Genomic DNA, 26616 nt, shown 5'->3' with positions numbered 1-26616 from the left:
GCATGAAGATCAAGAAGGGCGACCTGGTTCAGGTCATCACCGGTAAGGACAAGGGCAAGCAGGGCAAGGTCATCGTCGCCTTCCCCGCCCAGGACCGTGTCCTCGTCGAGGGTGTCAACCGGGTCAAGAAGCACACCAAGGCCGGTCAGACGGCTCGCGGCTCGCAGACCGGTGGCATTGTCACCACCGAGGCCCCGATTCACGTCAGCAACGTTCAGCTGGTCGTGGAGAAGGACGGCAACAAGGTCGTCACCCGCGTCGGCTACCGCTTCGACGACGAGGGCAAGAAGATCCGCGTTGCCAAGCGGACCGGTGAGGACATCTGATGACTGCCACCACTGCGCCGCGTCTCAAGACGCGCTACCGCGAGGAAATCGCCGGAAAGCTGCGTGAGGAGTTCTCGTACGAGAACGTCATGCAGATCCCCGGTCTGGTCAAGATCGTGGTCAACATGGGTGTGGGCGACGCCGCCCGCGACTCCAAGCTGATCGACGGTGCCGTCAAGGACCTCACCACGATCACCGGTCAGAAGCCGGCCGTCACCAAGGCCCGCAAGTCGATCGCGCAGTTCAAGCTGCGCGAGGGGCAGCCGATCGGCTGCCACGTCACCCTCCGTGGTGACCGCATGTGGGAGTTCCTGGACCGTACGCTGTCGCTCGCGCTTCCGCGTATCCGTGACTTCCGCGGCCTGTCGCCCAAGCAGTTCGACGGCCGTGGCAACTACACCTTCGGTCTCACGGAGCAGGTCATGTTCCACGAGATCGACCAGGACAAGATCGACCGGGTCCGGGGCATGGACATCACCGTGGTCACCACGGCGACCAACGACGACGAGGGTCGTGCCCTGCTTCGTCACCTCGGCTTCCCGTTCAAGGAGAACTGACCGTGGCGAAGAAGGCTCTGATCGCTAAGGCCGCCCGTAAGCCGAAGTTCGGCGTGCGCGGGTACACCCGCTGCCAGCGCTGCGGCCGGCCCCACTCCGTCTACCGCAAGTTCGGCCTGTGCCGCGTGTGCCTTCGTGAGATGGCTCACCGTGGCGAGCTGCCGGGCGTGACCAAGAGCTCCTGGTAACTCTCCTTCGCCCCCAGGGGCGTTGGGAGAACCAGAAAGCTCTCGGTAAGTATCTGGTCGGCAGGAGCCCCGCTCTTCATGCCGTAGGCTTGAAGGGTTGGGCGCCTGCCGCCCTGACCGACTTACTACGCCGTAGGTCCCCGCACCGCACCCGTCCCGCCACAGAGTGGGGAGAGGGATGGCGCATACAGGAAACCCCGGCGAGAGAGGCCGAAGGCCAACTCATGACCATGACTGATCCCATCGCAGACATGCTCACGCGTCTGCGTAACGCGAACTCGGCGTATCACGACGATGTCGCCATGCCGCACAGCAAGATCAAGTCGCACATCGCGGAGATCCTCCAGCAGGAGGGCTTCATCACCGGCTGGAAGGTCGAGGACGCCGAGGTCGGCAAGAGCCTCGTCCTGGAGCTGAAGTTCGGGCCCAACCGCGAGCGTTCGATCGCCGGCATCAAGCGCATTTCGAAGCCGGGTCTGCGTGTATACGCAAAGTCCACCAATCTGCCGAAGGTTCTGGGCGGCCTGGGCGTGGCGATCATCTCCACGTCCCACGGTCTCCTGACCGGCCAGCAGGCCAGCAAGAAGGGCGTAGGTGGGGAAGTCCTCGCCTACGTCTGGTAGTCGGGAACGGAGGAATAGCTCATGTCGCGAATCGGCAAGCTCCCCATCCAGGTTCCCGCCGGTGTGGACGTCACCATCGATGGCCGCACGGTCGCGGTGAAGGGCCCCAAGGGTTCCCTCTCGCACACCGTCGCCGCGCCGATCGAGGTCACCAAGGGTGAGGACGGCGTGCTCAACGTCGTCCGCCCGAACGACGAGCGTCAGAACAAGGCCCTCCACGGCCTGTCCCGCACGCTGGTGGCGAACATGATCACCGGTGTGACCCAGGGATACAGCAAGGCGCTCGAGATCAGCGGTGTCGGTTACCGCGTCCAGGCGAAGGGCTCCAACCTGGAGTTCGCCCTGGGCTACAGCCACCCGATCCTCATCGAGGCTCCGGATGGCATCACCTTCAAGGTCGAGTCGCCCACGAAGCTCAGCGTCGAGGGCATCGACAAGCAGAAGGTCGGCGAGGTAGCCGCCAACATCCGCAAGCTGCGGAAGCCCGACCCGTACAAGGCCAAGGGCGTCAAGTACGCGGGCGAGGTCATCCGCCGCAAGGTCGGAAAGGCTGGTAAGTAGCCATGGCATACGGTGTGAAGATCGCCAAGGGCGACGCCTACAAGCGTGCCGCTCTCAAGCGGCGCCACATCCGCGTCCGCAAGCACATCTCCGGTTCGCCGGAGCGTCCGCGCTTGGTTGTGACGCGTTCCAACCGCCACATGGTGGCTCAGGTCATCGACGACATCGCGGGCCACACGCTCGCGTCGGCGTCGACCCTGGATGCCTCCATCCGCGGCGGCGAGGGTGACAAGAGCACCCTGGCCAAGCAGGTCGGCGCACTTGTCGCCGAGCGTGCCAAGGCCGCAGGCGTCGAGGCCGTCGTCTTTGACCGCGGTGGCAACCAGTACGCCGGGCGGATTGCCGCTCTGGCTGACGCCGCCCGTGAAGCCGGGCTGAAGTTCTAAGCCCCGGTTCCTACGCACAGCGGACGTAACAGAGAGAGGTAAATCCAATGGCTGGACCCCAGCGCCGCGGAAGCGGTGCCGGTGGCGGCGAGCGGCGGGACCGGAAGGGCCGTGACGGTGGCGCCAGCGCCGCCGAGAAGACCGCGTACGTCGAGCGCGTCGTCGCGATCAACCGCGTCGCCAAGGTTGTGAAGGGTGGTCGTCGCTTCAGCTTCACCGCGCTGGTCGTGGTGGGCGATGGTGACGGCACCGTCGGTGTCGGATACGGCAAGGCCAAGGAAGTTCCCGCGGCCATCGCCAAGGGCGTTGAAGAGGCCAAGAAGAGCTTCTTCAAGGTTCCGCGTATCCAGGGCACCATCCCTCACCCGATCCAGGGCGAGAAGGCTGCGGGCGTCGTTCTGCTCAAGCCCGCTTCCCCCGGTACCGGTGTGATCGCGGGTGGCCCGGTGCGCGCCGTTCTGGAGTGCGCCGGCGTTCACGACATCCTGTCGAAGTCGCTCGGTTCCTCGAACCCGATCAACATCGTGCACGCGACCGTGGCGGCCCTCCAGGGCCTGCAGCGTCCCGAGGAGATCGCGGCTCGCCGTGGTCTGCCCCTCGAGGACGTCGCCCCCGCGGCTCTGCTTCGTGCACGTGCGGGAGCGGGTGCGTAATGGCTCGCCTCAAGATCACGCAGACGAAGTCGTACATCGGCAGCAAGCAGAACCACCGCGACACCCTGCGTTCGCTCGGGCTCAAGCGCCTGAACGACTCGGTTGTCAAGGAGGACCGCCCCGAGTTCCGCGGAATGGTGCACACCGTCCGCCACCTCGTGACGGTTGAGGAGGTTGACTGACATGGCGGAGAACAGCCCGCTGAAGGCCCACAACCTCCGGCCTGCCCCGGGCGCCAAGACCGCCAAGACCCGTGTGGGTCGTGGTGAGGCGTCCAAGGGTAAGACCGCAGGCCGTGGTACCAAGGGTACGAAGGCTCGTTACCAGGTTCCGGAGCGCTTCGAGGGTGGCCAGATGCCCCTCCACATGCGTCTCCCGAAGCTCAAGGGCTTCAAGAACCCGTTCCGCACGGAGTACCAGGTCGTGAACCTGGACAAGCTCGCGACGCTCTACCCCGAGGGTGGAGAGGTCACGGTGGCCGACCTGGTCGCCAAGGGCGCTGTGCGCAACAACCAGCTCGTCAAGGTCCTCGGACAGGGCGAGATCTCCGTGGCACTGCAGGTTTCGGTTGACGCCGTTTCCGGCTCCGCCAAGGAGAAGATCGCCGCTGCCGGCGGCACCGTCACCGAACTCGTCTGAGACAACACGGACAATTCGGTGGTCTGAACATCCGACCGGGGATGCCTCTCATATGGGGCATCCCCGGTTGGTCGTTCCTAGGGGGGCATGTCCGCCGGTAAGGTGGCGTCCACTGTTGCTGTGGTAAGTCCTGGGCGAACGTCCGGGGCCCTTTGACTGTTACGTAATCGTCGATCCTCAAGACCGTCACCTCTACGCATTGCGCGGGGGTCGCAGGAGGCACCGTGCTCACCGCGTTCGCCCGGGCGTTCAAGACGCCCGACCTGCGCAAGAAGCTGCTCTTCACGCTCGGCATCATCGTGCTCTACCGTCTCGGGGCGCACATTCCCGTCCCGGGGGTGAGCTACGAGAACGTCCAGATTTGTGTTGATCAGGCCAGCAAGGGCAACAACAGCCTGTTCGGTCTGGTGAACATGTTCAGCGGTGGTGCACTGCTGCAGATCACGATCTTCGCGCTCGGAATCATGCCGTACATCACGGCCAGCATCATTCTTCAGCTGCTGACCGTCGTCATCCCCCGACTCGAAGCCCTCAAGAAGGAGGGGCAGTCGGGCACGGCCAAGATCACGCAGTACACGCGTTACCTGACCGTGGCGCTCGCCATCCTCCAGGGCACCGGCCTGGTGGCGACCGCCCGCAGCGGGGCGCTGTTCAGCGGCTGCCCCGTCGCCGACCAGATCGTGCCGAACCAGTCGATCTTCACGACCGTCGTCATGGTCGTCACCATGACCGCGGGAACCGCCGCCGTCATGTGGCTCGGTGAGATCATCACCGACCGCGGCATCGGTAACGGCATGTCGATCCTCATGTTCATCTCGATCGCCGCCAGCTTCCCGGGCGCTCTCTGGGCCATCAAGGAGAGCGGCAAGCTCGCCGACGGCTGGATCGAGTTCATCACGGTCATCCTGATCGGCTTCGTGATGGTCGGCCTCGTCGTCTTCGTCGAGCAGGCCCAGCGCCGTGTTCCGGTGCAGTACGCGAAGCGGATGATCGGGCGCCGGTCTTACGGCGGTACGTCCACGTACATCCCGCTGAAGGTGAACCAGGCGGGTGTGATTCCCGTCATCTTCGCTTCTTCGCTGCTCTACATCCCGGCTCTGATCGTCCAGTTCTCCAACTCCACTGCGGGCTGGGCGACCTGGATCCAGGACCACTTCGTCAAGGGCGACCACCCGTACTACATCGCGACGTACTTCCTGTTGATCGTGTTCTTCGCCTTCTTCTATGTGGCGATTTCGTTCAACCCCGAGGAAGTCGCCGACAACATGAAGAAGTATGGTGGCTTCATCCCGGGTATCCGGGCCGGTCGACCTACTGCCGAGTATCTGAGCTACGTGCTCAACAGGATCACTTGGCCGGGCTCGCTGTACCTGGGCCTGATCGCTCTGGTGCCGACGATGGCGTTGGCAGGCTTCGGCGGTGCGAACCAGAACTTCCCGTTCGGCGGGACGAGCATCCTGATCATCGTGGGTGTGGGTCTGGAAACCGTGAAGCAGATCGAGAGTCAGCTCCAGCAGCGCAATTACGAAGGGTTCCTCCGCTGATGCGAATCGTCCTCGTCGGGCCGCCCGGTGCCGGCAAGGGAACGCAGGCTGCGTACCTTGCCAAGAATCTCTCGATTCCGCACATCTCCACGGGCGACCTCTTCCGCGCCAACATCAGCCAGGGCACGGACCTTGGCAAGCAGGCCCGCGCCTACATGGACGCGGGACAGCTGGTGCCGGACGAAGTCACCATCGCGATGGCCAAGGACCGCATGGCCCAGCCGGACGCCGTGAACGGCTTCCTGCTGGACGGCTTTCCGCGCAACGTGGGCCAGGCCGAGGCGCTGGACGAGACGCTCCGGAGCGAGAGCGTCAAGCTGGACGCGGTGCTCGACCTGGAGGTCCCCGAGGACGAGGTGGTCAAGCGCATCGCGGGCCGCCGCATCTGCCGCAACGACAGCGCTCACGTGTTCCACGTGACGTACAACCCGCCGAAGTCCGACGGCGTCTGCGACGCCTGCGGTGGCGAGCTGTACCAGCGCGACGACGACAGCGAAGAGACCGTGCGCACGCGGCTCGAGGTCTACCACACGCAGACCGAGCCGATCATCGACTACTACCGGGCCCAGGGCCTGGTGGTCACGATCTCCGCGCTCGGCAAGGTCACGGACGTGACCGAGCGGGCCATGGAGGCTCTTCGGAGCTCCGACGAGGGCTGAGCCCTCCCGTTCCACCACTGCGGCCGGCCGCGGCGCCTCTGGGCGTCGCGGCCGACTGTTTGCGCCGTATCGTGGAGTACGGCTTCAACCGTTCACCTTCGTACGCAGAGAGGCGCCGAGCAATGGTGCAGATCAAGACCCCCGAGCAGATCGCGAAGATGCGCGAGGCGGGCCTGGTGGTCGCTGCCATTCACGCCGCCACGCGCGAGGCGGCCGTGCCCGGAGCCACCACGAAGGATCTGGACGAGGTCGCGCGCAAGGTGATCGCCGATCACGGCGCGAAGTCGAACTTCCTGGGGTACGGCGGATTCCCGGCGACGATCTGCACCTCGGTCAACGAGGTCGTCGTGCACGGCATCCCGGACGAGAAGACCGTGCTCAAGGACGGCGACATCATCTCGATCGACGCTGGCGCGATCATCGACGGGTGGCACGGCGACGCCGCGTACACCGCCTTCGTGGGCACCGGTCACGCTCCGGAGCTCGTCGAGCTCTCCCGGGTGACCGAGGAGTCCATGTGGGCCGGGATCGCCGCGATGAAGGTGAACAACCGGCTCGTCGACATCTCGAAGGCCATCGAGTCCTACATCCGCCGCCAGCCCCGGCCGGCCACCGGGAAGTACGGGATCATCGAGGACTACGGCGGCCACGGCATCGGCACCGAGATGCACATGGACCCGCACCTGCTGAACTACGTCTCCCGCAAGCGAGGCAAGGGCATCAAGCTGGTTCCGGGCGTCTGCCTGGCGATTGAGCCGATGGTCTCGCTGGGTACGGCGCAGACGAAGGTCCTCGCCGACGAGTGGACGGTCCTCACGACGGACGGGACCTGGTCCTCGCACTGGGAGCACTCGATCGCGCTCACGGAGCAGGGGCCGCTCGTCCTGACCGCGCCGGACTGCGGGCGGGCGAGGCTCGCCCAGTACGGGGTGGAAGCGGCGCCGGACCCGCTGGGCTGAGATCCCGCCCGCTCGGGGCGGCCCCGCGGACGCAGTCCCGCGGGGCCGCCCCGCGGCGTGCCGGGGGTGCCCCCGGCGGCGGCCCTCCAGGACTGGGCCCGGCGTGGATGTCTAAGGATCAGTCCACGTGGGCAAACTTGACGGATTCGTCTTTTGGAGTCCGCTGACGTAGACTGACTCGTCGGCTCTCGTGCATCCGTGTGTCCGCATGCGGCAGTGTGACAGTCGATCAAGGTAGCCGATTCGAAGGGCGAAGCGTGGCCAAGAAGCAAGGTGCCATCGAAATTGAGGGCACCGTGATCGAGTCCCTCCCGAACGCCATGTTCAAGGTGGAACTCCAGAACGGTCACAAGGTCCTCGCGCACATCAGTGGCAAGATGCGGATGCACTACATCCGTATCCTCCCGGATGACCGGGTCGTGGTGGAGCTGTCTCCGTACGACCTGACGCGTGGCCGGATCGTCTACCGGTACAAGTAGATCTTGCCGCCACCGCTGCTACGGCGCGGTGAGGGCACTGACCCGGAGAACCTGACATCCCATGAAGGTCAAGCCGAGCGTCAAGAAGATCTGCGACAAGTGCAAGGTGATCCGCCGTCACGGCCGGGTCATGGTCATCTGCGACAACCTGCGCCACAAGCAGCGCCAGGGCTGACGCACGACCACCTGCATCTCGCAGCTCTTCGCGCGACGCACGTAAACGTACATACGCAGTGCCCGTCCACGCTTCGGCTGACGACACCTCCGGCGGGGGCCGGGGACCCGGGCGTACCATCTCCTCCTTCACGGATGAGGTCGGCGTTCGGGAGTGGTGCTGCGGAAGACCCCCGAAATAACAACTGGAGCCATTGAATGGCACGCGTTTCAGGTGTTGACATCCCGCGCGAAAAGCGCGTGGAGGTTGCCCTCACCTACGTCTTCGGCATCGGGCGTACCCGGTCCAAGGAGATCCTCGCCACCACTGGCGTGGACCCCAACGCCCGCGTTCGTGACCTGGCCGAAGAGGACCTGGTCAAGATCCGCGAGTACGTGGACGCCAACCTCCGCACCGAGGGTGACCTTCGCCGCGAGATCCAGGGCGACATCCGCCGCAAGATCGAGATCGGCTGCTACCAGGGCATCCGGCACCGTCGCGGTCTGCCGGTCCACGGTCAGCGCACCAGCACGAACGCGCGTACCCGCAAGGGCCCGCGTCGCGCCATCGCCGGTAAGAAGAAGCCGGGCAAGAAGTAGTCCTCAGCGGACGCACTGCGGGCGTCCGGGCCACCGGATCTTCGCAGCAACCAGCGGTCTTCGCTGTAGGACCGATCACCTCCCCTCTCCATCTGGAGTAAAGACATGCCCCCCAAGGGTCGTCAGGGCGCAGCCAAGAAGGTGCGTCGCAAGGAAAAGAAGAACGTCGCTCACGGGCACGCCCACATCAAGAGCACGTTCAACAACACCATCGTCTCGATCACGGACCCCTCGGGCAACGTGATCTCCTGGGCCTCCGCCGGCCACGTCGGCTTCAAGGGCTCGCGCAAGTCCACCCCCTTCGCCGCGCAGATGGCCGCCGAGTCGGCCGCCCGCCGCGCGCAGGAGCACGGCATGCGCAAGGTCGACGTCTTCGTGAAGGGTCCGGGCTCCGGCCGCGAGACCGCGATCCGCTCCCTCCAGGCCACGGGCCTCGAGGTCGGTTCGATCCAGGACGTCACCCCGACGCCGCACAACGGCTGCCGTCCGCCGAAGCGTCGCCGCGTCTGATCCGTCACGGCCGGTGACGGCCGTGCGTCAGTAGCGTGGGATCCGGGCGGTATGTCCCTTCGGGGGCGTGCCGCCCGTATCCTTGTTTCATCTGTCGGGCATCAAATAGTGGGTGCCCACGACTGAAGGATTCCTCCATGCTTATCGCTCAGCGTCCGTCGCTGACCGAAGAGGTCGTCGACGAGTTCCGCTCCCGGTTCGTGATCGAGCCGCTGGAGCCGGGCTTCGGTTACACCCTCGGCAACTCCCTGCGTCGCACGCTCCTCTCCTCGATCCCCGGTGCCGCTGTCACCAGCATCCGGATCGACGGGGTCCTGCACGAGTTCACCACCGTGCCGGGCGTCAAGGAGGACGTCACCGACCTCATCCTCAACATCAAGCAGCTGGTCGTCTCCTCGGAGCACGACGAGCCGGTCGTGATGTACCTGCGCAAGCAGGGTCCCGGCCTGGTCACCGCTGCTGACATCGCCCCGCCGGCCGGCGTCGAGGTCCACAACCCGGACCTGGTCCTGGCCACGCTGAACGGCAAGGGCAAGCTGGAGATGGAGCTGACCGTCGAGCGCGGTCGCGGCTACGTCTCCGCCGTCCAGAACAAGCAGGTGGGCCAGGAGATCGGCCGCATTCCGGTCGACTCCATCTACTCCCCGGTGCTCAAGGTCACGTACAAGGTCGAGGCGACCCGTGTCGAGCAGCGCACCGACTTCGACAAGCTGATCGTCGACGTCGAGACCAAGCAGGCCATGCGTCCCCGTGACGCCATGGCGTCGGCCGGTAAGACCCTGGTCGAGCTGTTCGGTCTGGCGCGCGAGCTCAACATCGACGCCGAGGGCATCGACATGGGCCCGTCCCCGACGGACGCCGCGCTCGCCGCCGATCTGGCGCTGCCGATCGAGGAGCTCGAGCTCACGGTCCGTTCGTACAACTGCCTCAAGCGCGAGGGCATCCACTCCGTGGGTGAGCTCGTGGCCCGTTCCGAGGCCGACCTGCTCGACATCCGCAACTTCGGTGCGAAGTCGATCGACGAGGTCAAGGCGAAGCTGGCCGGCATGGGCCTGGCGCTCAAGGACAGCCCGCCCGGATTCGACCCGACGGCCGCGGCCGACGCCTTCGGCGCCGACGACGACGCGGACGCCGGTTTCGTGGAGACCGAGCAGTACTGATCGCCTCCGGCGGGGGGCGCCCGGGTTCCTGGGTGCCCCGTGCCGGGTCGAGGCTTTGTCCTCGATCGCCGGACGGGCTCGAAATGGCCGCGGCGAAGTAAAGACTTCCACGGGGCAGCCGCCTCGCGGGAACTGACACCGGTACCTGATACGGCCGGTGCAGCACACAAGGAGAAACACCATGCCTCAGCCCGCCAAGGGTGCCCGTCTGGGCGGCAGCGCTGCGCACGAGAAGCTTCTTCTCATCAACCTCGCGAAGTCGCTGTTCGAGCACGGCCGCATCACCACGACCGAGGCCAAGGCCCGCCGCCTGCGTCCGGTCGCGGAGCGTTTCATCACCAAGGCGAAGAAGGGCGACATCCACAACCGTCGCCTGGTGCTGCAGTCGATCACGGACAAGGGCATCGTGCACACGCTCTTCACCGAGATCGCCCCGCGGTACGAGAACCGCCCCGGTGGTTACACCCGCATCACGAAGATCGGCAACCGTCGTGGCGACAACGCCCCGATGGCCGTCATCGAGCTCGTCGAGGCCCTGACCGTGGCCCAGCAGGCCACCGGTGAGGCCGAGGCCGCGACCAAGCGCGCGGTCAAGGAAGACGCCCTCAAGAAGGACGAGGCCCCGGCCGAGACCGTCGAGGACGCCAAGCCGGCCGACGCCGCCGCTGAGGAGTCCAAGGACGCCTGAGCGTCCTGAGACCCCGGTACGGGTCCGTATCGCCCTTCGGGGCGGTGCGGGCCCGTTCCGCTTTGAGAGGATGCGCTGGTGAGTGACGAAGCAGAGCCCGGATTCGTACGGGTACGGCTGGACCTTTCGTACGACGGGAAGGACTTCTCGGGCTGGGCGAAGCAGACCAGCAGGCGCACCGTGCAGGGGGAGATCGAGGACGCGCTGCGGACCGTCACCCGGTCCCCCGTGACGTACGACCTGACGGTCGCCGGGCGCACCGACGCCGGGGTGCACGCGCGGGGGCAGGTGGCGCACGTCGACCTGCCGGCCGAGGTGTGGGCCGAGCACGAGGAGAAGCTGCTGCGGCGGATGGCCGGGCGGCTGCCGCTGGACGTACGGATCTGGCGGGCGGCCGAGGCGCCGGCGGGGTTCAACGCCCGCTTCTCCGCGCTGTGGCGCCGCTACGCGTACCGGGTGGGGGACCGGCCGGGCGGGGTGGACCCGCTGGTCCGGGGCCATGTGCTCTGGCACGACCGGCCGTTGGACGTGGACGCGATGAACGAGGCGGCAGCGCTGATGGTCGGTGAGCACGACTTCGCGGCGTACTGCAAGAAGCGCGAGGGCGCCACGACCATCCGTACGCTGCAGAAGCTCCACTGGGTGCGGGACGCGGCGTCGGGGGTCCTGACGGCGACCGTGCAGGCCGACGCCTTCTGCCACAACATGGTGCGGGCCCTGATCGGCGCGGCGTTGTTCGTCGGGGACGGCCGCCGGCCGGCCGGGTGGCCCGCCGAGGTGCTGGCGGCGAAGGTGCGGGACCCGGCGGTGCACGTGGTGCGCCCGCACGGGCTGACACTGGAGGAAGTGGCGTACCCGGCGGACGGGTTGCTGGCGGCCAGGGCCGAAGAGGCCCGGAACGTCAGGACGTTGCCGGGGGCGGGCTGCTGCTGAGCTGCCGGCGGCGCAGTGCGCGGCGCAGCTGGGCCGCGAAGTACAGGGCGACGAAGCTCGCCACGGTGGAGCGGAACCAGCCGATGTCGGGGGCCCACCAGGCGTAGACCGCCGACGCGGTGAACACCACCAGGCCCAGGGCGCGCAGGATCCACCAGCGGGCCGGGTGGGGTTCGGCCGGAGCGGGGGTCTCGGGGTGGACGCCGTCCTTCGTGGCCATGGTGTCCCGCATGCCCGCCAGGAAGCCCCGCCGGGCCAGCACCCGGGCGCCCGGGAGCGCGGCGAGGATCTCCTGGTCGCCGCCGTACCCCGGAGGCAGGGGCGGGAGGCCGAGGGCGGCGAGGAGTTCGCTCTGGTGGCGGGCCGGGTCTCCGGTGGCGCGCAGGACGTGGGCCAGGGGGCGGGGGTCGGACAGGCCGTAGGTCCGGGCCAGGGCCGCGGCCGTGGCGGTCGCCTCCGCATGGTCGGCGGCCGGTGCGGCCGTCTCCCAGGAGTGGGCCGCCACCTTCCTGCCCCGGTGCAGGAGGGTGAAGCTGCTGCGTTCCGGCGTGCGGTGCAGGACCAGGGCCGGCCAGTCCTCGCCGGTCGTGAAGTTGTCGGCGGCCGAGGTGAGCGGGTCCTCGGGGAGCAGGGCGGCGCGTCTGCCGCGTACCGGCTCCGGAACGATCTCGACGTAGGTGTGACCGCTGCCCGCCGGGGCGGTCCGCAGGCTGTGGCCACAGATCAGTGCGGCCTGGGCGACCTCGGTGGGGCCGGTGGCGGCGATGGCGACCGACCGGGGCGCCCGCTCCTGTTCCCAGACCGGGGTGCCGCCGGCCGGCGGCTTCGGCGACGGGCCGAAGAAGGGGACCTTCGTCGCCAGCTCGACCCGGGTGTCGGAGCGGGCCTCCAGGAATTCGGCGCGGGCGTCGCCGAGATAGGTCCACGGGAACGTGGTGGCGTGCACGCCGATCGAGCGGAAGGCGGTGAGCGCCTCCTCGAAGCGGTCCAGCGACCACAGGACCATGGCCAGGTGGTTGCGGAAGCCGGCCGCCTCCCGGTCCCCGGGCGCGTAGCACTCGGAGAGCGCCTGGGCCCTGGTCACGGCGGCTTCGGCGCGGGGGGTGTACGGGTCGGGGCCGGACACCTCGTCGTCGGAGATCAGGTATTCGACGACGGCCTGGAGCGGCAGGGCGTGCAGCCGGGAGCCGGGTGGTGCCTCGCCGGCCGCATCCTCGGCGAAGGCGAACATCTCCTCGTGCGAGCCGTACCACTTGGCGCAGAGGTACTGGAGCGCCTGGACGTGACAGCCCTCGTGGTGCGGATCGCGATCGTTCGCCTCGGCCAGGTAGGAGTCGAAGATCTCGCGCGGGGCCTGGATGCCGCGGGCCTGGGTCAGCGCGATGCGCCAGGGCACGGGGTCGTGGGGGTTGAGCCCGGCGGCCGCGGAGATGACGGGCACGGCGTCGCGCAGCACGGCGTGGAACGCCTGGAACTGGTCGCGTTCGACATGCCGGGCGCGGGCCCCGGTGCGGATCTGCCAGGCCTGGCAGACGTACTGGTCGGCCTTGACCAGCACGGCGTCGGGATCCTCCGGCGACTCCTCCAGCCAGCTGTCGAGCCAGCCCGGGTGATGCAGCGAGGCGCGGGCCAGCCCGGAGACGCACGCGTCTCTGCGCTCCCACTGGGCGTGCTCGCGGGTCGCGGCGAGCAGCTCGGCCGCCGGGGCGTGGTCACCGGCCGCGGCAGCGGTCAGCGCGGCCCGCAACGAGGGGTCCGGGGCGTCGAGGACCACGGCCTCGTCCGGCGGCAGGTCGGCGCCTATCGCATCGCTGTGGCGCAGGACGCGCGGGATCGTGAACAGGGCGGTCAGACGCACGGCGGCGGGTCCTCGGGGCAGGGAGGGGGACGGGACTGGTGCGTGAGGGACGGTCAGGTGGTGGGGGCCGCGGCGGCCGCCGATGCCTGGACCTCGCCGCGGTGGCGGATCTGGCGGAACGTGAAGTCGGTCAGGTCGTCGCCGACCGCGAACACGGCCTGGTCCGCCTTGGTGACGTTCCTGCCGCTGGTGAAGCCGCCGACGGTGAAGTAGGCGTAGCGGCCGTAGGAGTTGGCGGTGCGCCGGCAGACGGATCCGCCCCGGCAGAAGGTGGGGACGCCCGCGCCGTCGAGGGAGGCGATGCCGCCGGACGCCTCCTGGGCCGCCTTCTTCGCCTCGGCCTCGGTACCGAACACGGCGAGTCCGACGGTGACGGCGACGCCGTCCTTGCCGTAGGTGGCGCGGATGACCTGGTCGCAGCCGTTGGCGGTGAGGATGGAGCCGAGGGCGCCCTGGGTGGTCGCGGCGCAGCTCCTGGTCCGGTGCGTCGCGCCCTTGGCGTACACGCGGTCGCCCATCGTCAGCTTCCTGCCCGGGAAGAAGGCGTCGACGGTGACCGGGGCCGTGTCCTTCCCGGCGTCGGCTATGAAGTCCTTCGGGTCCGGCGGAGGCGGCGGGGCGACCGAGGAGAAGGAGGGCTGCGGCACCGGCTCCGAGGGCAGGTCGGCGGGTGCGGGCAGTTCGCTCGCGTTCGTGCCGGGCCCCGATGTCCCGCCGCCGGTCGTGACGACGGCCGTGGCCACGATCGCGGCGACGGCCGCGGTGGCCACGGCACCGCCGCCGATCATCAGCCACTTCTTGCGCCGGCTGCGCGCCGCGGACGCTTCGGCCAGCGCCGCCCAGTCCGGAGTCCCGCTGTCTCCCGGCCCCCAGGAGGGCCCCCCTTGCCCAAAGCTCATGCGGCGAATCCTAGACCGACCGGCAAGGGGAGGGCGGCGCCGCCCGGTCGGGCACGCACAGCCGCGGCGTCGTCGATCACCAGGGCTCGGCCATGCAGCAGTCCTCCGCCGCGCAGCCGCACGCACCGGACCCCGCTCCCTCGTCCGCCCTCCCCTTGCCGGTCGGTCCTCGCCGACCGTAAACCGGTTGGGCCAGGGGTCCGCGGGCCGTGACAATGCTCGGTATGGGACATCTCGAAGCGGGCCATCTGGATTACTACCTGCCCGACGGGCGGGTGCTGCTCGGCGATGCCTCGTTCCGGGTGGCCGACGGGGCGGTCGTCGCCCTTGTCGGGGCGAACGGGGCGGGCAAGACGACGCTCCTGAGGCTGCTCGCCGGGGAGATCCAGCCGCACGGCGGCTCGGTCTCGGTGAGCGGCGGACTGGGGGTGATGGCCCAGTTCGTCGGTTCCGTACGGGACGAGCGGACCGTGCGTGACCTGCTGGTCTCCGTGGCCCAGCCGCGCATCAGGGAGGCGGCGAAGGCCGTCGACGTGGCCGAGGAGCGGATCCTCACCGTGGACGACGAGGCCGCGCAGATGGCGTACGCGCAGGCACTCAGCGACTGGGCGGAGGTCCGGGGGTACGAGGCCGAGACGCTGTGGGACATCTGCACCACGGCCGCGCTCGGGATCCCGTACGAGAAGGCGCAGTGGCGCGAGGTGCGCACCCTCAGCGGCGGCGAGCAGAAGAGGCTGGTCCTGGAGGCGCTGCTGCGCGGCCCGGACGAGGTGCTGCTCCTGGACGAGCCGGACAACTATCTGGACGTCCCCGGCAAGCGCTGGCTGGAGGAGAAGCTCAAGGAGACCCGTAAGACGGTGCTCTTCGTCTCCCACGACCGGGAGCTGTTGTCGCGTGCCGCCGAGAAGATCGTCAGCGTGGAGCCCGGCCCGGCCGGGTCGGACGTCTGGGTGCACGGTGCCGGGTTCGCCACGTATCACCAGGCCCGCAAGGAGCGGTTCGCGCGCTTCGAGGAGCTCCTGCGGCGCTGGGAGGAGGAACACGCCCGGCTGAAGGCGCTCGTCCTGCGGATGCGGCAGCAGGCGGCGAACAGCCCCGACATGGCGAACCGCTACCACGCGATGCAGACCCGCTTCAGGAAGTTCGAGGAGGCGGGCCCGCCACCGGAGCCGCCGCGCGAGCAGGACATCACCATGCGGCTGCGCGGCGGACGGACCGGGGTGCGGGCGGTGACCTGCAAGAACCTGGAGCTGACCGGTCTGATGAAGCCGTTCGACCTGGAGATCTACTACGGGGAGCGGGTCGCCGTCCTGGGGTCCAACGGGTCGGGCAAGTCGCACTTCCTGCGCCTGCTGGCGGGGGACACGGTGGCGCACACCGGGGAGTGGAAGCTCGGTGCGCGCGTCGTGCCGGGGCACTTCGCGCAGACGCACGCCCATCCGGAGCTGCTGGGCAAGACGCTCGTCGAGATCCTGTGGACGGAACACGCCAAGGACCGGGGCGGGGCCATGTCCGTACTGCGGCGGTACGAGATGGAGCGGCAGGGGGACCAGGCCTTCGAGAGGCTGTCCGGCGGGCAGCAGGCTCGGTTCCAGATCCTGCTGCTGGAGCTGGCCGGCACCACCGCGCTGCTGCTGGACGAGCCGACGGACAACCTGGACCTGGAGTCGGCCGAGGCACTGCAGGACGGGCTGGAGACGTACGACGGGACGGTGATGGCCGTCACACACGACCGCTGGTTCGCGAAGTCCTTCGACCGCTACCTGGTCTTCGGCTCGGACGGGGTCGTACGGGAGTCCACGGAGCCCGTCTGGGACGAGCGCAGGGTCGAGCGGAAGCGGTAGGGCCGGCGCGTTTTGACCCGTCCGGGGCGGGGCGGGTAATGTCGGGGGTTGTTATACGTATCGGCTTCGTCGTTCTCACGCGAAGGGCCCATACGTAGGTTCTCTGGAGCAGTTACCAGTGGCTCGCATACGGGCAGCGTCCCCGGCACTGTGAGCCCCAGCTGCATGGTCGCTTCAGAGGTGCCATGTGTCTGGACCTCATCCACTGAAGAAGCGAAGGCTACGAAGTGCGTACGTACAGCCCCAAGCCCGGCGATGTCACTCGCCAGTGGCACATCATCGACGCCGAGGACATCGTCCTGGGCCGTCTGGCCACGACGGCCGCGAACCTCCTCCGCGGCAAGCACAAGGCGATCTACGCCCCCCACATGGACATGGGCGACTTCGTCATCATCATCAACGCCGAGAAGGTCCACCTCTCCGGCAACAAGAAGACCCAGAAGATGGCGTACCGCCACTCCGGCTTCCCGGGCGGTCTGCGCTCCGTGCGTTACGACGAGCTGCTCTCCAAGAACCCGGAGAAGGCTGTCGAGAAGGCCATCAAGGGCATGATCCCCAAGAACACCCTGGGTCGTCAGATGATCTCGAAGCTGAAGGTCTACGCGGGTGACCAGCACCCGCACGCTGCGCAGCAGCCGGTCCCGTTCGAGATCACCCAGGTCGCGCAGTAGTTCCGGCCTCCCCCCAAAGACACAAAGAAAGATCTGAGGAGCATCGTGGCCGAGAACACTGTTGAGACGACCACCGAGGACGTGGCGGGCACCGAGGGCGAAGAGACCTTCGCCGAGGTGACCACCTTCGAGTCGGAGGTCCCCGTCGAGGGTGAGTACACCTCCGAGTCGCTCGCGGGCCGCTTCGGCGACCCGCAGCCCGCGGCCGGCCTGGGCCGTCGCAAGAACGCCATCGCCCGCGTCCGGATCGTTCCGGGCACCGGCAAGTGGAAGATCAACGGTCGCACCCTTGAGGACTACTTCCCCAACAAGGTGCACCAGCAGGAAGTCAACGAGCCCTTCAAGGTGCTCGAGCTCGACGGCCGCTACGACGTCATCGCCCGCATCTCGGGTGGCGGCGTCTCCGGTCAGGCCGGCGCCCTGCGCCTCGGTGTGGCCCGCGCGCTGAACGAGGCGGACGTGGACAACAACCGCGCCACGCTGAAGAAGGCCGGCTTCCTCTCCCGCGACGACCGTGCGGTCGAGCGCAAGAAGGCCGGTCTCAAGAAGGCCCGTAAGGCCCCGCAGTACAGCAAGCGCTAAATCTCGCCTGCTCGTCCGCATTACACGTTCGCCCCGGCGGCACACCTCGTGCTGCTGGGGCGTTCGTTTATCGGCCCTACCGGGCGTATAACGGCTTAAGACGTTTATAGGGCTGGCAGCCTCGATCGCACTTCTACTTTGTTGCGCCCTGCCTTGCTATGCCCTGATTTGATTGCTTTGGTTTTGTGGTTTCGGAGCACCTTCGGAGGACACCAGTGGGACGACTCTTCGGCACGGACGGCGTGCGCGGTGTCGCCAACGCGGACTTGACGGCCGAGCTCGCGCTCGGGCTCTCGGTCGCGGCGGCGCACGTACTGGCCGAGGCGGGCACCTTCGAGGGGCATCGGGCCACGGCCGTGGTGGGCCGCGACCCCCGCGCGTCCGGAGAGTTCCTGGAGGCCGCCGTCGTGGCGGGCCTGGCCAGCGCGGGCGTGGACGTCCTGCGGGTCGGGGTGCTGCCGACCCCGGCCGTGGCGTATCTCACCGGCGTGCTCGGCGCCGACATCGGTGTCATGCTCTCCGCCAGCCACAACGCGATGCCGGACAACGGCATCAAGTTCTTCGCCCGCGGCGGCCACAAGCTCGCCGACGAGCTGGAGGACCGCATCGAGACGGTCTACGAGCAGCACCGCACGGGCGAGCCCTGGGCCCGTCCGACCGGCGGCGGCGTGGGCCGGGTCACCGACTACACGGAGGGCTTCGACCGGTACGTCGCCCACCTCATCGGCGTCCTCCCGAACCGCCTCGACGGACTCAAGGTCGTCCTCGACGAGGCGCACGGCGCCGCCGCCCGCGTCTCGCCCGAGGCGTTCGCCCGCGCCGGGGCCGAGGTCGTCACCATCGGCGCCGAGCCGGACGGCCTCAACATCAACGACGGCTGTGGCTCCACGCACCTGGGGCTGCTGCGGGCCGCCGTCGTCGAGCACGGAGCCGACCTCGGCATCGCGCACGACGGCGACGCCGACCGCTGCCTGGCCGTGGACGCCACCGGCGCGGAGATCGACGGCGACCAGATCCTGGCCGTGCTCGCCCTCGCCATGCGCGAGGCCGGGCACCTGCGCAAGGACACCGTCGTCGGCACGGTCATGTCGAACCTCGGCTTCAAGATGGCGATGGAGCGGGAGGGCATCCAGCTCGTCCAGACCGCCGTCGGCGACCGCTACGTCCTGGAGTCGATGAAGGCCGAGGGCTTCGCGCTGGGCGGCGAGCAGTCCGGCCACGTCATCGTCCTGGACCACGCCACGACCGGCGACGGCACGCTGACCGGCCTGATGCTGGCGGCCCGGGTCGCCGCCACCGGCCGTACGCTCGCCGACCTGGCCGGTGTCATGCAGCGCCTCCCGCAGGTCCTGATCAACGTCCCGGACGTCGACAAGTCCCGCGTGGACACCTCGCCCGAGCTGGCCGCCGCGGTCGGCGAGGCCGAGCGCGAGCTGGGCGACACCGGACGCGTCCTGCTGCGCAAGTCGGGCACGGAGCCGCTGGTACGGGTCATGGTCGAGGCCGCCGACCTCGAGCAGGCACGCGCCGTGGCCGGCCGGCTGGCCGACGTGGTGAAGTCCGCGCTGGGCTGACGGCCCCTCAGCCGACGCGGGACGGACCCGGCTTCACGGCCGGGTCCGCCCGTCGCTGTGCCGCCCACAGTGCCTTCTGGAGCATCAGCGTCAGAGTCCCGGCCACGACGATGCCGCCCAGGTTGGCCAGCAGCTGCGCCGAAGACCCCCACGTCTGCTGGAGGTCCTGGTAGCTGAAGGCGACCGCGGCGTTGGCGGCGGCGGGAACCGTGGTCACGGAGATCGCCACGCCGATCAGCGCCCCTGACTTCGCCGAGGTCAGCGAGAGCGTCCCGGCGATGCCCGCCAGGAGCGCCACCACGAACGACATCCAGTCCGGATGCCAGATGAACCCGGTGTTGGGCCGGTCCGCCGTGACCATGCCGGCGTTGAACAGCCCGAAGGTGTCCATCAGCCAGGCGAACCCGGCCGTCACCGCCATCGCCGCGACGAAGCCGCTGATCAGCGCCCACAGCGAGCGCGCGACCAGCCGCGGGGCGCGCTGCACCAGCGCCGTCGAGATGCCGGCCAGCGGGCCGAACTCCGGGCCCACCGCCATCGCACCCACGATCAGGATCGCGTTGTCGAGCATCACTCCGCAGGCGGCCAGCATCGTCGCGACGGAGAGGAACGACACGTAGGTCACGCTGAGGGTGGACTCCTCATGGGTCACCTCGCTCAGCTCTTCCCACAGCACCGCGTCCGCGCCCTCGCCGGGCGCCTCCCGCTCGGCCTCGTCCGCCTGAGCGGAAAGCGTCAGGTCCATGTTCTCGACGGTGATCGAGCCGGTCCTGTCGATGCCCAGCTCCCGCAGCGCGCCGATGAGCTCGTCGCCCGACTCGCGCGCCACGTCGCACAGGACCACGTCACCGGCCGGGCTGAGGGCCACTCCGGCCAGCACGGCGAGATGGGCGGTGCCGACGGTGTGCTCCAGCAGGGAGACCACCTCGTCGGTGCGGTCGGCGGGCACGATGAGACGCAGATGCAGCACGGGCGCACCCTTTCCGGAGTCGAGCGGGTCAGAGTTTGCGCAGCGACAGCCGCTGGACCTTGTGGTCCGGCCCCTTGCGCAGCACCAGCGTGGCACGGCCCCGCGTCGGCGCCACGTTCTCCAGCAGATTGGGCTTGTTGATGGTCCGCCACATGGTGCGCGCGTAGTCCAGCGCCTCCTCCTCGGACACCTGGGTGTACTTGCGGAAGTACGAGAACGGGTTCTGGAACGCCGTCTCGCGCAGCCGGCGGAAGCGGTTCAGGTACCAGGTCTCGATGTCCTCGGGGCGCGCGTCCACGTACACACTGAAGTCGAAGTAGTCCGCGAGCCCCACCCTGGTACGGCCGTCCTTGCCGGGCAGCGCGGGCTGGAGCACGTTCAGGCCCTCGACGATGAGGATGTCGGGACGGCGTACGGTGAGCCGCTCGTCCGGCACGATGTCGTAGATCAGGTGCGAGTAGACGGGGGCCGTCACCTCGTCCTTGCCGGCCTTGATGTCGGCGACGAACCGGGTCAGGGCCCGCCGGTCGTACGACTCCGGGAACCCCTTGCGCGACATCAGCCCGCGCGCTTCGAGCTCCTTCATCGGCAGCAGGAACCCGTCGGTGGTCACCAGCTCCACCCGGGGGTGCTCGGGCCAGCGCGCCAGCAGGGCCTGCAGGATGCGGGCGCTGGTGGACTTGCCGACGGCGACACTGCCCGCGACCCCGATGACGAACGGCGTCCCGCGCTGCTCGCCGTGGCCGTTGCCCGCGTCCCCGAGGAAGGTGTTCAGCGCCCCGCGCAGACCGGAGGTGGCCTGGACGTACAGGTTGAGGAGCCGGGAGAGCGGCAGGTAGACGTCCCGGACCTCGTCGAGGTCGATGACGTCGCCGAGGCCCCGCAGCTTCTCCACCTCCGCGGCGGTCAGCGGCAGGGGCGTTTTGTCGCGCAGCGCGCTCCACTCCGCCCGGGTCAGGTCGAGGTAGGGCGTCGGCGCGTGCTCGGTGCGCCGGGGGCTCCGTGCGGGCGAAGTGATCACCTATGCATTGTTGCGGCAGTTCTGACGCAGTGGGGGGTGGGGTCGGTCACGTGGGGAGGGGCGAAGGTGCTTCGGTGGTCCTTCGAGCGGCCGACGGCTTCCCTGACACGGACCCGTACAACCTTCGGCAGGCCCTCACCGTCCAACGGCGGAAACGACACACGCCGGACCCCCGGGCAGCGGCAGGCAGGGGCCTTATGGTGCCGATATGTGCGGAATCGTGGGTTACGTCGGTGGGCAGTCGGCGCAGGACGTCGTCGTCGCGGGACTGAAGCGCCTCGAATACCGGGGCTACGACTCGGCGGGGGTCGCCGTCCTCGCGGACGGCGGTCTGGCCGGGGCGAAGAAGGCCGGGAAGCTCCTCAACCTGGAGAAGGAGCTCAAGGACCGGCCGTTGCCCGCGGGGAACACCGGTATCGGGCACACCCGTTGGGCCACGCACGGCGGCCCCACCGACGCCAACGCGCACCCGCACCTCGACAACGCGGGCCGCGTCGCCGTCGTGCACAACGGGATCATCGAGAACTTCGCCGCCCTGCGCGAGGAGCTCGCCGGGCGCGGCCACGAGCTGGCCTCCGAGACCGACACCGAGGTCGTCGCCCACCTGCTGGCGGAGGCGCACTCCTCGGCCGGCGACCTCGCCGAGGCCATGCGCCAGGTGTGCAGGCAGTTGCGCGGTGCGTTCACCCTGGTCGCGGTGCACGCCGACGAGCCCGGCACCGTCGTCGGGGCCCGGCGCAACTCGCCGCTGGTGGTGGGCGTCGGGGAGGGCGAGATGTTCCTGGCCTCCGACGTGGCCGCCTTCATCGCCCACACCCGGGACGCGGTCGAGCTGGGCCAGGACCAGGTGGTGGAGCTGCGCCGGGACGGGGTCACCGTCACCGGCTTCGACGGCCGGCCCGCCGAGGTCCACGCCTACCACGTGGACTGGGACACCTCCGCCGCCGAGAAGGGCGGCTACGCCTCCTTCATGCTCAAGGAGATCGCGGACCAGCCGAAGGCCGTCGCCGACACGCTCCTCGGCCGGATCGACGCCTCCGGCACGCTGCGCCTCGACGAGGTGCGGATCCCGCCGAGCGAGCTCAGGGAGGTCGACAAGGTCGTCATCGTCGCCTGCGGGACCGCGTTCCACGCCGGGATGATCGCCAAGTACGCCATCGAGCACGTCACCCGGCTGCCCTGCGAGACGGAACTCGCCAGCGAGTTCCGCTACCGCGACCCGATCCTGGACCGGCACACCCTCGTCGTCGCGATCTCCCAGTCCGGCGAGACCATGGACACGCTGATGGCCCTGCGGCACGCCCGTGAACAGGGGGCGAAGGTCCTCGCCATCTGCAACACCAACGGCTCGACGATCCCGAGGGAGTCCGACGCCGTCCTCTACACCCATGCCGGGCCGGAGGTCGCCGTCGCCTCCACCAAGGCGTTCCTGACCCAGCTCGTCGCCTGCTACCTCGTCGCGCTCTACCTCGGACAGATCCGCGGCACCAAGTGGGGCGACGAGATCCGCACCGTCGTCCGCCAGCTCTCCGAGGTCCCCCACCAGGTCGAGCAGGTCCTCGGCACCATGGAGCCCGTGCGCGCCCTCGCCCGCTCGCTCGCCCACCGGGACACCGTCCTGTTCGTGGGCCGCCACGTCGGCTACCCGGTGGCCCTGGAAGGCGCGCTGAAACTCAAGGAGCTCGCGTACATGCACGCCGAGGGCTTCGCCGCGGGGGAGCTCAAACACGGACCGATCGCGCTCATCGACGAAGGGCTGCCGGTCGTCGTGATCGTGCCGTCCCCGCGCGGCCGTTCGGTGCTCCACGACAAGATCGTGTCGAACATCCAGGAGATCAGGGCCCGGGGCGCCCGGACCGTCGTCATCGCCGAGGAGGGCGACGAAGCGGTCGTCCCGTACGCCGACCACCTCATCCGGATCCCCGCTACGCCTACGCTGCTTCAGCCGCTGGTCGCCACCGTGCCGTTGCAGGTCTTCGCCTGCGAACTGGCGACGGCCCGCGGCAACGAGGTGGACCAGCCGCGCAATCTGGCGAAGTCCGTGACCGTGGAGTAGTGGATGAGGGTGAGTGCATGATCATCGGGGTCGGGATCGACGTGGCGGAGATCGAACGCTTCGGCGCGGCACTGGAGCGGACGCCGCAGATCGCGGACCGTCTGTTCCTGGAGAGGGAGTTGCTGCTGCCCAGCGGGGAGCGGCGGGGGATCGCCTCCCTCGCGGCCCGGTTCGCCGCCAAGGAGGCGCTGGCCAAGGCACTCGGCGCCCCGGGCGGGCTGCTCTGGACGGACGCCGAGGTGTGCGTCGAGGACAGCGGGCAGCCCCGGCTGGAGGTCCGCGGCACGGTCGCCGCCCGTGCCGCGGAGCTGGGGGTGCGCAGCTGGCACGTCTCGCTCAGCCATGACGCGGGGGTGGCGTCGGCCGTCGTGATCGCGGAGAGTTGAGCGCATGCGACAGGCGTACAGCGTATCGACCGTACGGGCCGCCGAACAGGCGCTGATGGCACGGCTGCCGGAGGGCGCACTGATGCGGCGCGCCGCCGCCGGCCTGGCGGTCGCCTGCGGCGACCTGCTCCGGCGCAACGGCCGGGTGTACGGGTCGCGGGTGCTCCTCCTCGTCGGCAGTGGCGACAACGGGGGTGACACGCTGTACGCCGGAGCCCGGCTGGCTCGCCGAGGGGCGGGTGTACGGGCCCTGCTGACCTCCCCGGACAAGGTCCACGCGGGCGGCCTGGCGGCCCTGCTCGCGGCCGGCGGCCAGGTCCTGGACACCCCGGACGGCCTGGGACCCGTCGACCTCGTCGTCGACGGCATCACCGGGATCGGCGGCCGGGGCGGCCTGCGGCCCGACGCGGAGGCGCTGGTGCGCGCGGTCACGAGCGGCCACGCGCCCGTGCTGGCCGTGGACCTGCCCAGCGGGGTCGAGGCGGACACCGGACAGGTGCTCGGCGCCGCCGTACGGGCGGACGCCACGGTCACCTTCGGTACGTACAAGCCGGGGCTGCTCATCGACCCGGCCGCCGAGCGGGCGGGCGCGCTGCGCCTCGTCGACATCGGCCTGGGGCCCGAACTGCCCGGGCGCCCCGACCTGGAGGCCCTCCAGTACGCCGACGTCGCCGCCCTCCTGCCGCTGCCCGGCGCGCACAGCGACAAGTACCGGCGCGGTGTGGTCGGCGTGGCGGCCGGCTCGGAACGGTACCCGGGCGCCGCGGTGCTCGCGGTCGCGGGTGCGCTGCGCGGCGGTGCCGGAGCCGTGCGGTACGCCGGTCCCGGCACGGACGCGGTGATCGCCCGCTACCCGGAGACCCTCGTGCACCCCGGGCGGCCCTCTAAGGCCGGGCGGGTGCAGGCCTGGGTGGCCGGGCCGGGGCTCGGCGACTCCTCGGCGGCCGCCGAGGCGGTCTCCGACGTACTGGCCTCGGACGTGCCCGTGCTGATCGACGCGGACGGGCTGCGGCTGATGGACGCCGGGGCCGTCCGCGCGCGCACCGCCTCCACCGTGCTCACCCCGCACGCCGGGGAGGCGGCCGCGCTGCTCGGCGTCCCGCGCGAGGAGGTCGAGGCGGGGCGGCTCGCCGCCGTACGCGAACTGGCCGCGCGCTACCGGGCCACGGTGCTGCTCAAGGGCTCGACGACGCTGGTCGCGGAGGCCGGGGACGTGCCGGTGCGCGTCAACCCGACGGGCACGTCCTGGCTGGCCACCGCAGGCAGCGGCGACGTGCTCTCCGGGCTGACCGGCTCGCTGCTCGCCGCCGGACTGGCCCCGCGCGACGCGGCCTCCGTGGGCGCCTATCTGCACGGGCTCGCGGCGCGCCGGGGATCGGACGGGGCGCCGGTCGCCGCACAGGACGTCGCCGACGCGATCCCCGCGGCCTGGCGGGACGTGCGGGCCTGAGCCACGCTGGCAGGAGCGGGACACGAGCCGGAAGGGTGATCGGACGTGGGCAGCAGCGAAGCCGTACGCGTACGCAGGGTGTACGACCCGCCGGAGGAGGACGACGGAACACGCGTCCTCGTCGACCGGCTCTGGCCGCGCGGGGTCTCCAAGGAGCACGCCGCCGTCGACGTGTGGGCCAAGGACGTCACCCCGTCGAAGGAGCTCCGCTCCTGGTACCACGAGGACCGCTCCGGGAAGCGGTACGACGAGTTCGTCGACCGCTACCGCGCCGAGCTTGGCGACCCGGTCCACGAGCACGCCGTCGGCGAACTGCTCGGCCTGCTGCGCGAGCACGGCCCTGTCACCCTGGTCACGGCCGTGAAGGACCTGGGGGACGGCCACGTCCCGGTCCTCGTCGAGCACCTGGAACACGCGCTCCGGCACGGCTGACGCCCCACCGCGCCCGGGAGGTCGAGGGCACAGGCGTACGGCTCTGAGACACTGGACGCGATATGAACGAGACAGCGTCCCCGAGAGCCCGTGCCGAGATCGACCTCGCAGCACTGCGCGCCAACGTGCGTGTCCTGCGTGCGCGGGCCTCCGGGGCGCAGCTCATGGCCGTGGTGAAGTCCGACGCGTACGGGCACGGGGCGCTGCCCTGTGCCAGAGCCGCGCTGGAGGCGGGCGCGACCTGGCTGGGCACCGCGACCCCCCAGGAGGCGCTCGCGCTGCGGGCCGCCGGGATCGGCGGCCGGGTGATGTGCTGGCTGTGGACACCCGGCGGGCCCTGGCGCGAGGCGATCGAGGCCGACATCGACGTCTCGGTGAGCGGAATGTGGGCGCTCGGCGAAGTCGTCGCCGCCGCCACCGAGGCCGACATCCCGGCCCGGGTGCAGCTCAAGGCCGACACGGGCCTCGGGCGCAACGGCTGTCAGCCCGCCGACTGGCCGGAGCTCGTCTCCGCCGCCCGGAGGGCCGAGACCGCGGGCACCCTGCGCATCACCGGCCTCTGGTCGCACTTCGCCTGCGCCGACGAGCCGGACCACCCGTCGATCGCCGCCCAGCTGGCCGTGTTCCGCGACATGGTGGCGTGCGCGGAGAAGGAGGGCGTCGAGCCGGAGGTGCGGCACATCGCGAACTCCCCGGCGCTGCTCACGGTGCCGGAGTCCCACTTCGACCTCGTCCGCACCGGGATCGCCATGTACGGCATCTCGCCCTCGCCCGAGCTGGGCACCCCCGCCGACTTCGGCCTGCGCCCCGTGATGACGCTCGCCGCCTCGGTGGCGCTGGTCAAGCAGGTGCCGCCGGGCCACGGCATCAGCTACGGCCACCACTACACGACCTCCGCCGAGACGACCCTGGCCCTGGTGCCGGTCGGCTACGCGGACGGCATCCCGCGGCACGCCTCGGGCCGGGGCCCCGTGCTCGTCGCCGGACGGCGACGGACGGTCGCGGGCCGCGTCGCGATGGACCAGTTCGTGGTCGACCTCGGGGGCGAGACCCCGGAAGCGGGCGCCGAAGCGGTGCTGTTCGGGCCGGGGGACCGGGGCGAGCCGAGCGCCGAGGACTGGGCGGAGGCGGCCGGCACGATCGCGTACGAGATCGTCACGCGGATCGGCGGACGCGTACCCCGCGTCCATCTGCACGAGGCCCCCGACCGGGGCTGACCGGACGAGCGCGACGACAGGGTGAGGAGCACGGCACG

32 protein-coding genes are annotated in these 26616 nt (G+C 69.7%); 28 read left to right on the top strand and 4 right to left on the bottom strand.

Annotation, left to right across the window (positions count from 1 at the left end; translation table 11 throughout):
- Nucleotides 1-2: 2 nt before the first annotated feature.
- The 19 genes from rplX (at nucleotide 3) to truA (ending at nucleotide 11618) form a co-directional block, all read left to right on the top strand.
- Nucleotides 3-326, top strand: a complete 324-nt coding sequence (rplX, locus tag AB0F38_RS10870; RefSeq protein ID WP_014047788.1) for a 50S ribosomal protein L24 — start codon at nucleotides 3-5, stop codon at nucleotides 324-326.
- Nucleotides 326-883, top strand: coding sequence for a 50S ribosomal protein L5 (gene rplE, locus AB0F38_RS10865; protein ID WP_033297605.1), 558 nt, complete (start codon nucleotides 326-328; stop codon nucleotides 881-883). The genes rplX and rplE overlap by 1 nt, the downstream gene beginning before the upstream one ends.
- A 2-nt stretch (nucleotides 884-885) precedes the next feature.
- Nucleotides 886-1071 carry a type Z 30S ribosomal protein S14 gene (locus AB0F38_RS10860; protein WP_003948630.1) on the top strand — a complete coding sequence of 62 codons (186 nt, stop codon included), beginning with the start codon at nucleotides 886-888 and terminating at the stop codon, nucleotides 1069-1071.
- Between the two features lie 224 nt (nucleotides 1072-1295).
- The gene (gene rpsH, locus AB0F38_RS10855; RefSeq protein ID WP_014154584.1) at nucleotides 1296-1694 is read left to right on the top strand and encodes a 30S ribosomal protein S8; all 399 of its coding nucleotides are present in this window, start codon (nucleotides 1296-1298) and stop codon (nucleotides 1692-1694) included.
- A gap of 21 nt (nucleotides 1695-1715) precedes the next feature.
- Nucleotides 1716-2255 carry a 50S ribosomal protein L6 gene (rplF, locus tag AB0F38_RS10850; protein WP_275493830.1) on the top strand — a complete coding sequence of 180 codons (540 nt, stop codon included), beginning with the start codon at nucleotides 1716-1718 and terminating at the stop codon, nucleotides 2253-2255.
- 2 nt (nucleotides 2256-2257) lie between these two features.
- A complete protein-coding gene (rplR, locus tag AB0F38_RS10845; protein WP_069171153.1) occupies nucleotides 2258-2641 on the top strand; it encodes a 50S ribosomal protein L18 in 384 nt (127 codons plus the stop codon).
- Between the two features lie 47 nt (nucleotides 2642-2688).
- Nucleotides 2689-3294, top strand: coding sequence for a 30S ribosomal protein S5 (rpsE, locus tag AB0F38_RS10840; RefSeq protein WP_056796577.1), 606 nt, complete (start codon nucleotides 2689-2691; stop codon nucleotides 3292-3294).
- Entirely contained in the window at nucleotides 3294-3476 is a 183-nt protein-coding gene (rpmD, locus tag AB0F38_RS10835) for a 50S ribosomal protein L30 (RefSeq protein ID WP_003966943.1), read from the top strand. The genes rpsE and rpmD overlap by 1 nt, the downstream gene beginning before the upstream one ends.
- A gap of 1 nt (nucleotide 3477) precedes the next feature.
- The gene (gene rplO, locus AB0F38_RS10830; RefSeq protein WP_358973508.1) at nucleotides 3478-3933 is read left to right on the top strand and encodes a 50S ribosomal protein L15; all 456 of its coding nucleotides are present in this window, start codon (nucleotides 3478-3480) and stop codon (nucleotides 3931-3933) included.
- 224 nt (nucleotides 3934-4157) lie between these two features.
- A complete protein-coding gene (gene secY, locus AB0F38_RS10825) occupies nucleotides 4158-5477 on the top strand; it encodes a preprotein translocase subunit SecY (RefSeq protein ID WP_361889974.1) in 1320 nt (439 codons plus the stop codon).
- Nucleotides 5477-6136: an adenylate kinase gene (locus tag AB0F38_RS10820; protein ID WP_361889971.1), complete on the top strand. Its 660-nt coding sequence runs from the start codon at nucleotides 5477-5479 to the stop codon at nucleotides 6134-6136. The genes secY and AB0F38_RS10820 overlap by 1 nt, the downstream gene beginning before the upstream one ends.
- 122 nt (nucleotides 6137-6258) lie before the next feature.
- Nucleotides 6259-7095, top strand: a complete 837-nt coding sequence (gene map, locus AB0F38_RS10815; protein ID WP_129265067.1) for a type I methionyl aminopeptidase — start codon at nucleotides 6259-6261, stop codon at nucleotides 7093-7095.
- A 257-nt stretch (nucleotides 7096-7352) separates the two neighbouring features.
- On the top strand, nucleotides 7353-7574 hold the full coding sequence (gene infA, locus AB0F38_RS10810) for a translation initiation factor IF-1 (RefSeq protein ID WP_003956442.1): 222 nt from the start codon (nucleotides 7353-7355) through the stop codon (nucleotides 7572-7574).
- 61 nt (nucleotides 7575-7635) lie between these two features.
- Nucleotides 7636-7749, top strand: a complete 114-nt coding sequence (gene rpmJ, locus AB0F38_RS10805; protein WP_003956441.1) for a 50S ribosomal protein L36 — start codon at nucleotides 7636-7638, stop codon at nucleotides 7747-7749.
- Between the two features lie 197 nt (nucleotides 7750-7946).
- Entirely contained in the window at nucleotides 7947-8327 is a 381-nt protein-coding gene (rpsM, locus tag AB0F38_RS10800) for a 30S ribosomal protein S13 (protein WP_361889967.1), read from the top strand.
- A 105-nt stretch (nucleotides 8328-8432) separates the two neighbouring features.
- Nucleotides 8433-8837: a 30S ribosomal protein S11 gene (rpsK, locus tag AB0F38_RS10795; protein ID WP_003956432.1), complete on the top strand. Its 405-nt coding sequence runs from the start codon at nucleotides 8433-8435 to the stop codon at nucleotides 8835-8837.
- Nucleotides 8838-8974: 137 nt separating this feature from the next.
- Nucleotides 8975-9997: a DNA-directed RNA polymerase subunit alpha gene (locus tag AB0F38_RS10790; RefSeq protein WP_003966937.1), complete on the top strand. Its 1023-nt coding sequence runs from the start codon at nucleotides 8975-8977 to the stop codon at nucleotides 9995-9997.
- A 181-nt stretch (nucleotides 9998-10178) separates the two neighbouring features.
- Nucleotides 10179-10685: a 50S ribosomal protein L17 gene (rplQ, locus tag AB0F38_RS10785; protein ID WP_104788309.1), complete on the top strand. Its 507-nt coding sequence runs from the start codon at nucleotides 10179-10181 to the stop codon at nucleotides 10683-10685.
- A 78-nt stretch (nucleotides 10686-10763) separates the two neighbouring features.
- Nucleotides 10764-11618, top strand: coding sequence for a tRNA pseudouridine(38-40) synthase TruA (truA, locus tag AB0F38_RS10780; RefSeq protein ID WP_361889964.1), 855 nt, complete (start codon nucleotides 10764-10766; stop codon nucleotides 11616-11618).
- Here the strand turns inward: truA and AB0F38_RS10775 are convergent.
- Both AB0F38_RS10775 and AB0F38_RS10770 read right to left on the bottom strand, forming a co-directional pair.
- Entirely contained in the window at nucleotides 11587-13476 is a 1890-nt protein-coding gene (locus AB0F38_RS10775) for a hypothetical protein (protein WP_361889961.1), read from the bottom strand. The two genes, truA and AB0F38_RS10775, sit on opposite strands and share 32 nt — an antisense overlap.
- 53 nt (nucleotides 13477-13529) lie before the next feature.
- Entirely contained in the window at nucleotides 13530-14375 is an 846-nt protein-coding gene (locus AB0F38_RS10770; protein ID WP_361889958.1) for a hypothetical protein, read from the bottom strand.
- Between the two features lie 224 nt (nucleotides 14376-14599).
- Between AB0F38_RS10770 and AB0F38_RS10765 the strand changes: the two genes are divergently transcribed.
- The 4 genes from AB0F38_RS10765 to glmM all read left to right on the top strand — a co-directional run bounded on the left by AB0F38_RS10765 (nucleotide 14600) and on the right by glmM (nucleotide 19046).
- On the top strand, nucleotides 14600-16219 hold the full coding sequence (locus tag AB0F38_RS10765; RefSeq protein WP_361889955.1) for an ATP-binding cassette domain-containing protein: 1620 nt from the start codon (nucleotides 14600-14602) through the stop codon (nucleotides 16217-16219).
- Between the two features lie 227 nt (nucleotides 16220-16446).
- Entirely contained in the window at nucleotides 16447-16890 is a 444-nt protein-coding gene (rplM, locus tag AB0F38_RS10760; RefSeq protein ID WP_031096418.1) for a 50S ribosomal protein L13, read from the top strand.
- An 81-nt stretch (nucleotides 16891-16971) separates the two neighbouring features.
- Nucleotides 16972-17472 carry a 30S ribosomal protein S9 gene (gene rpsI / locus AB0F38_RS10755; protein ID WP_361890673.1) on the top strand — a complete coding sequence of 167 codons (501 nt, stop codon included), beginning with the start codon at nucleotides 16972-16974 and terminating at the stop codon, nucleotides 17470-17472.
- Between the two features lie 215 nt (nucleotides 17473-17687).
- Nucleotides 17688-19046: a phosphoglucosamine mutase gene (gene glmM, locus AB0F38_RS10750; RefSeq protein WP_361889952.1), complete on the top strand. Its 1359-nt coding sequence runs from the start codon at nucleotides 17688-17690 to the stop codon at nucleotides 19044-19046.
- A gap of 7 nt (nucleotides 19047-19053) precedes the next feature.
- Here the strand turns inward: glmM and AB0F38_RS10745 are convergent, their stop codons facing one another.
- Complete coding sequence (locus tag AB0F38_RS10745) at nucleotides 19054-20016, bottom strand: DUF389 domain-containing protein (RefSeq protein ID WP_361889949.1); 963 nt, start codon at nucleotides 20014-20016, stop codon at nucleotides 19054-19056.
- 28 nt (nucleotides 20017-20044) lie between these two features.
- On the bottom strand, nucleotides 20045-21037 hold the full coding sequence (gene coaA, locus AB0F38_RS10740) for a type I pantothenate kinase (RefSeq protein ID WP_361889946.1): 993 nt from the start codon (nucleotides 21035-21037) through the stop codon (nucleotides 20045-20047).
- Between the two features lie 208 nt (nucleotides 21038-21245).
- On the opposite strand from coaA, the gene glmS reads away from it, so the two are divergent.
- From glmS to alr, 5 genes are all read left to right on the top strand, one after another.
- Nucleotides 21246-23093 carry a glutamine--fructose-6-phosphate transaminase (isomerizing) gene (gene glmS, locus AB0F38_RS10735; RefSeq protein WP_361889943.1) on the top strand — a complete coding sequence of 616 codons (1848 nt, stop codon included), beginning with the start codon at nucleotides 21246-21248 and terminating at the stop codon, nucleotides 23091-23093.
- Nucleotides 23094-23110: 17 nt separating this feature from the next.
- Nucleotides 23111-23479, top strand: coding sequence for a holo-ACP synthase (locus AB0F38_RS10730; protein WP_361889940.1), 369 nt, complete (start codon nucleotides 23111-23113; stop codon nucleotides 23477-23479).
- Between the two features lie 4 nt (nucleotides 23480-23483).
- The gene (locus AB0F38_RS10725; RefSeq protein ID WP_361889937.1) at nucleotides 23484-24929 is read left to right on the top strand and encodes an NAD(P)H-hydrate dehydratase; all 1446 of its coding nucleotides are present in this window, start codon (nucleotides 23484-23486) and stop codon (nucleotides 24927-24929) included.
- Between the two features lie 45 nt (nucleotides 24930-24974).
- Entirely contained in the window at nucleotides 24975-25361 is a 387-nt protein-coding gene (locus AB0F38_RS10720) for a DUF488 family protein (RefSeq protein WP_361889935.1), read from the top strand.
- A gap of 62 nt (nucleotides 25362-25423) precedes the next feature.
- Nucleotides 25424-26578, top strand: a complete 1155-nt coding sequence (alr, locus tag AB0F38_RS10715; protein WP_361889932.1) for an alanine racemase — start codon at nucleotides 25424-25426, stop codon at nucleotides 26576-26578.
- Nucleotides 26579-26616: the final 38 nt, after the last annotated feature.

The organism is Streptomyces sp. NPDC025273, from assembly GCF_040638585.1.
Classification (GTDB): domain Bacteria; phylum Actinomycetota; class Actinomycetes; order Streptomycetales; family Streptomycetaceae; genus Streptomyces; species Streptomyces cinereorectus.
This window is presented reverse-complemented; position numbering and strand designations above follow the sequence as displayed.

Coding starts and splice junctions, on each gene's coding strand:
- rplX (WP_014047788.1), top strand. CDS start 3: ATGAAGATCAAGAAGGGCGACCTGGTTCAGGTCATCACCGGTAAGGAC.
- rplE (WP_033297605.1), top strand. CDS start 326: ATGACTGCCACCACTGCGCCGCGTCTCAAGACGCGCTACCGCGAGGAA.
- rpsH (WP_014154584.1), top strand. CDS start 1,296: ATGACCATGACTGATCCCATCGCAGACATGCTCACGCGTCTGCGTAAC.
- rplF (WP_275493830.1), top strand. CDS start 1,716: ATGTCGCGAATCGGCAAGCTCCCCATCCAGGTTCCCGCCGGTGTGGAC.
- rplR (WP_069171153.1), top strand. CDS start 2,258: ATGGCATACGGTGTGAAGATCGCCAAGGGCGACGCCTACAAGCGTGCC.
- rpsE (WP_056796577.1), top strand. CDS start 2,689: ATGGCTGGACCCCAGCGCCGCGGAAGCGGTGCCGGTGGCGGCGAGCGG.
- rpmD (WP_003966943.1), top strand. CDS start 3,294: ATGGCTCGCCTCAAGATCACGCAGACGAAGTCGTACATCGGCAGCAAG.
- rplO (WP_358973508.1), top strand. CDS start 3,478: ATGGCGGAGAACAGCCCGCTGAAGGCCCACAACCTCCGGCCTGCCCCG.
- AB0F38_RS10820 (WP_361889971.1), top strand. CDS start 5,477: ATGCGAATCGTCCTCGTCGGGCCGCCCGGTGCCGGCAAGGGAACGCAG.
- map (WP_129265067.1), top strand. CDS start 6,259: ATGGTGCAGATCAAGACCCCCGAGCAGATCGCGAAGATGCGCGAGGCG.
- rpmJ (WP_003956441.1), top strand. CDS start 7,636: ATGAAGGTCAAGCCGAGCGTCAAGAAGATCTGCGACAAGTGCAAGGTG.
- rpsM (WP_361889967.1), top strand. CDS start 7,947: ATGGCACGCGTTTCAGGTGTTGACATCCCGCGCGAAAAGCGCGTGGAG.
- rpsK (WP_003956432.1), top strand. CDS start 8,433: ATGCCCCCCAAGGGTCGTCAGGGCGCAGCCAAGAAGGTGCGTCGCAAG.
- AB0F38_RS10790 (WP_003966937.1), top strand. CDS start 8,975: ATGCTTATCGCTCAGCGTCCGTCGCTGACCGAAGAGGTCGTCGACGAG.
- rplQ (WP_104788309.1), top strand. CDS start 10,179: ATGCCTCAGCCCGCCAAGGGTGCCCGTCTGGGCGGCAGCGCTGCGCAC.
- AB0F38_RS10770 (WP_361889958.1), bottom strand. CDS start 14,375: ATGAGCTTTGGGCAAGGGGGGCCCTCCTGGGGGCCGGGAGACAGCGGG.
- AB0F38_RS10765 (WP_361889955.1), top strand. CDS start 14,600: ATGGGACATCTCGAAGCGGGCCATCTGGATTACTACCTGCCCGACGGG.
- glmS (WP_361889943.1), top strand. CDS start 21,246: ATGTGCGGAATCGTGGGTTACGTCGGTGGGCAGTCGGCGCAGGACGTC.
- AB0F38_RS10730 (WP_361889940.1), top strand. CDS start 23,111: ATGATCATCGGGGTCGGGATCGACGTGGCGGAGATCGAACGCTTCGGC.
- AB0F38_RS10725 (WP_361889937.1), top strand. CDS start 23,484: ATGCGACAGGCGTACAGCGTATCGACCGTACGGGCCGCCGAACAGGCG.
- alr (WP_361889932.1), top strand. CDS start 25,424: ATGAACGAGACAGCGTCCCCGAGAGCCCGTGCCGAGATCGACCTCGCA.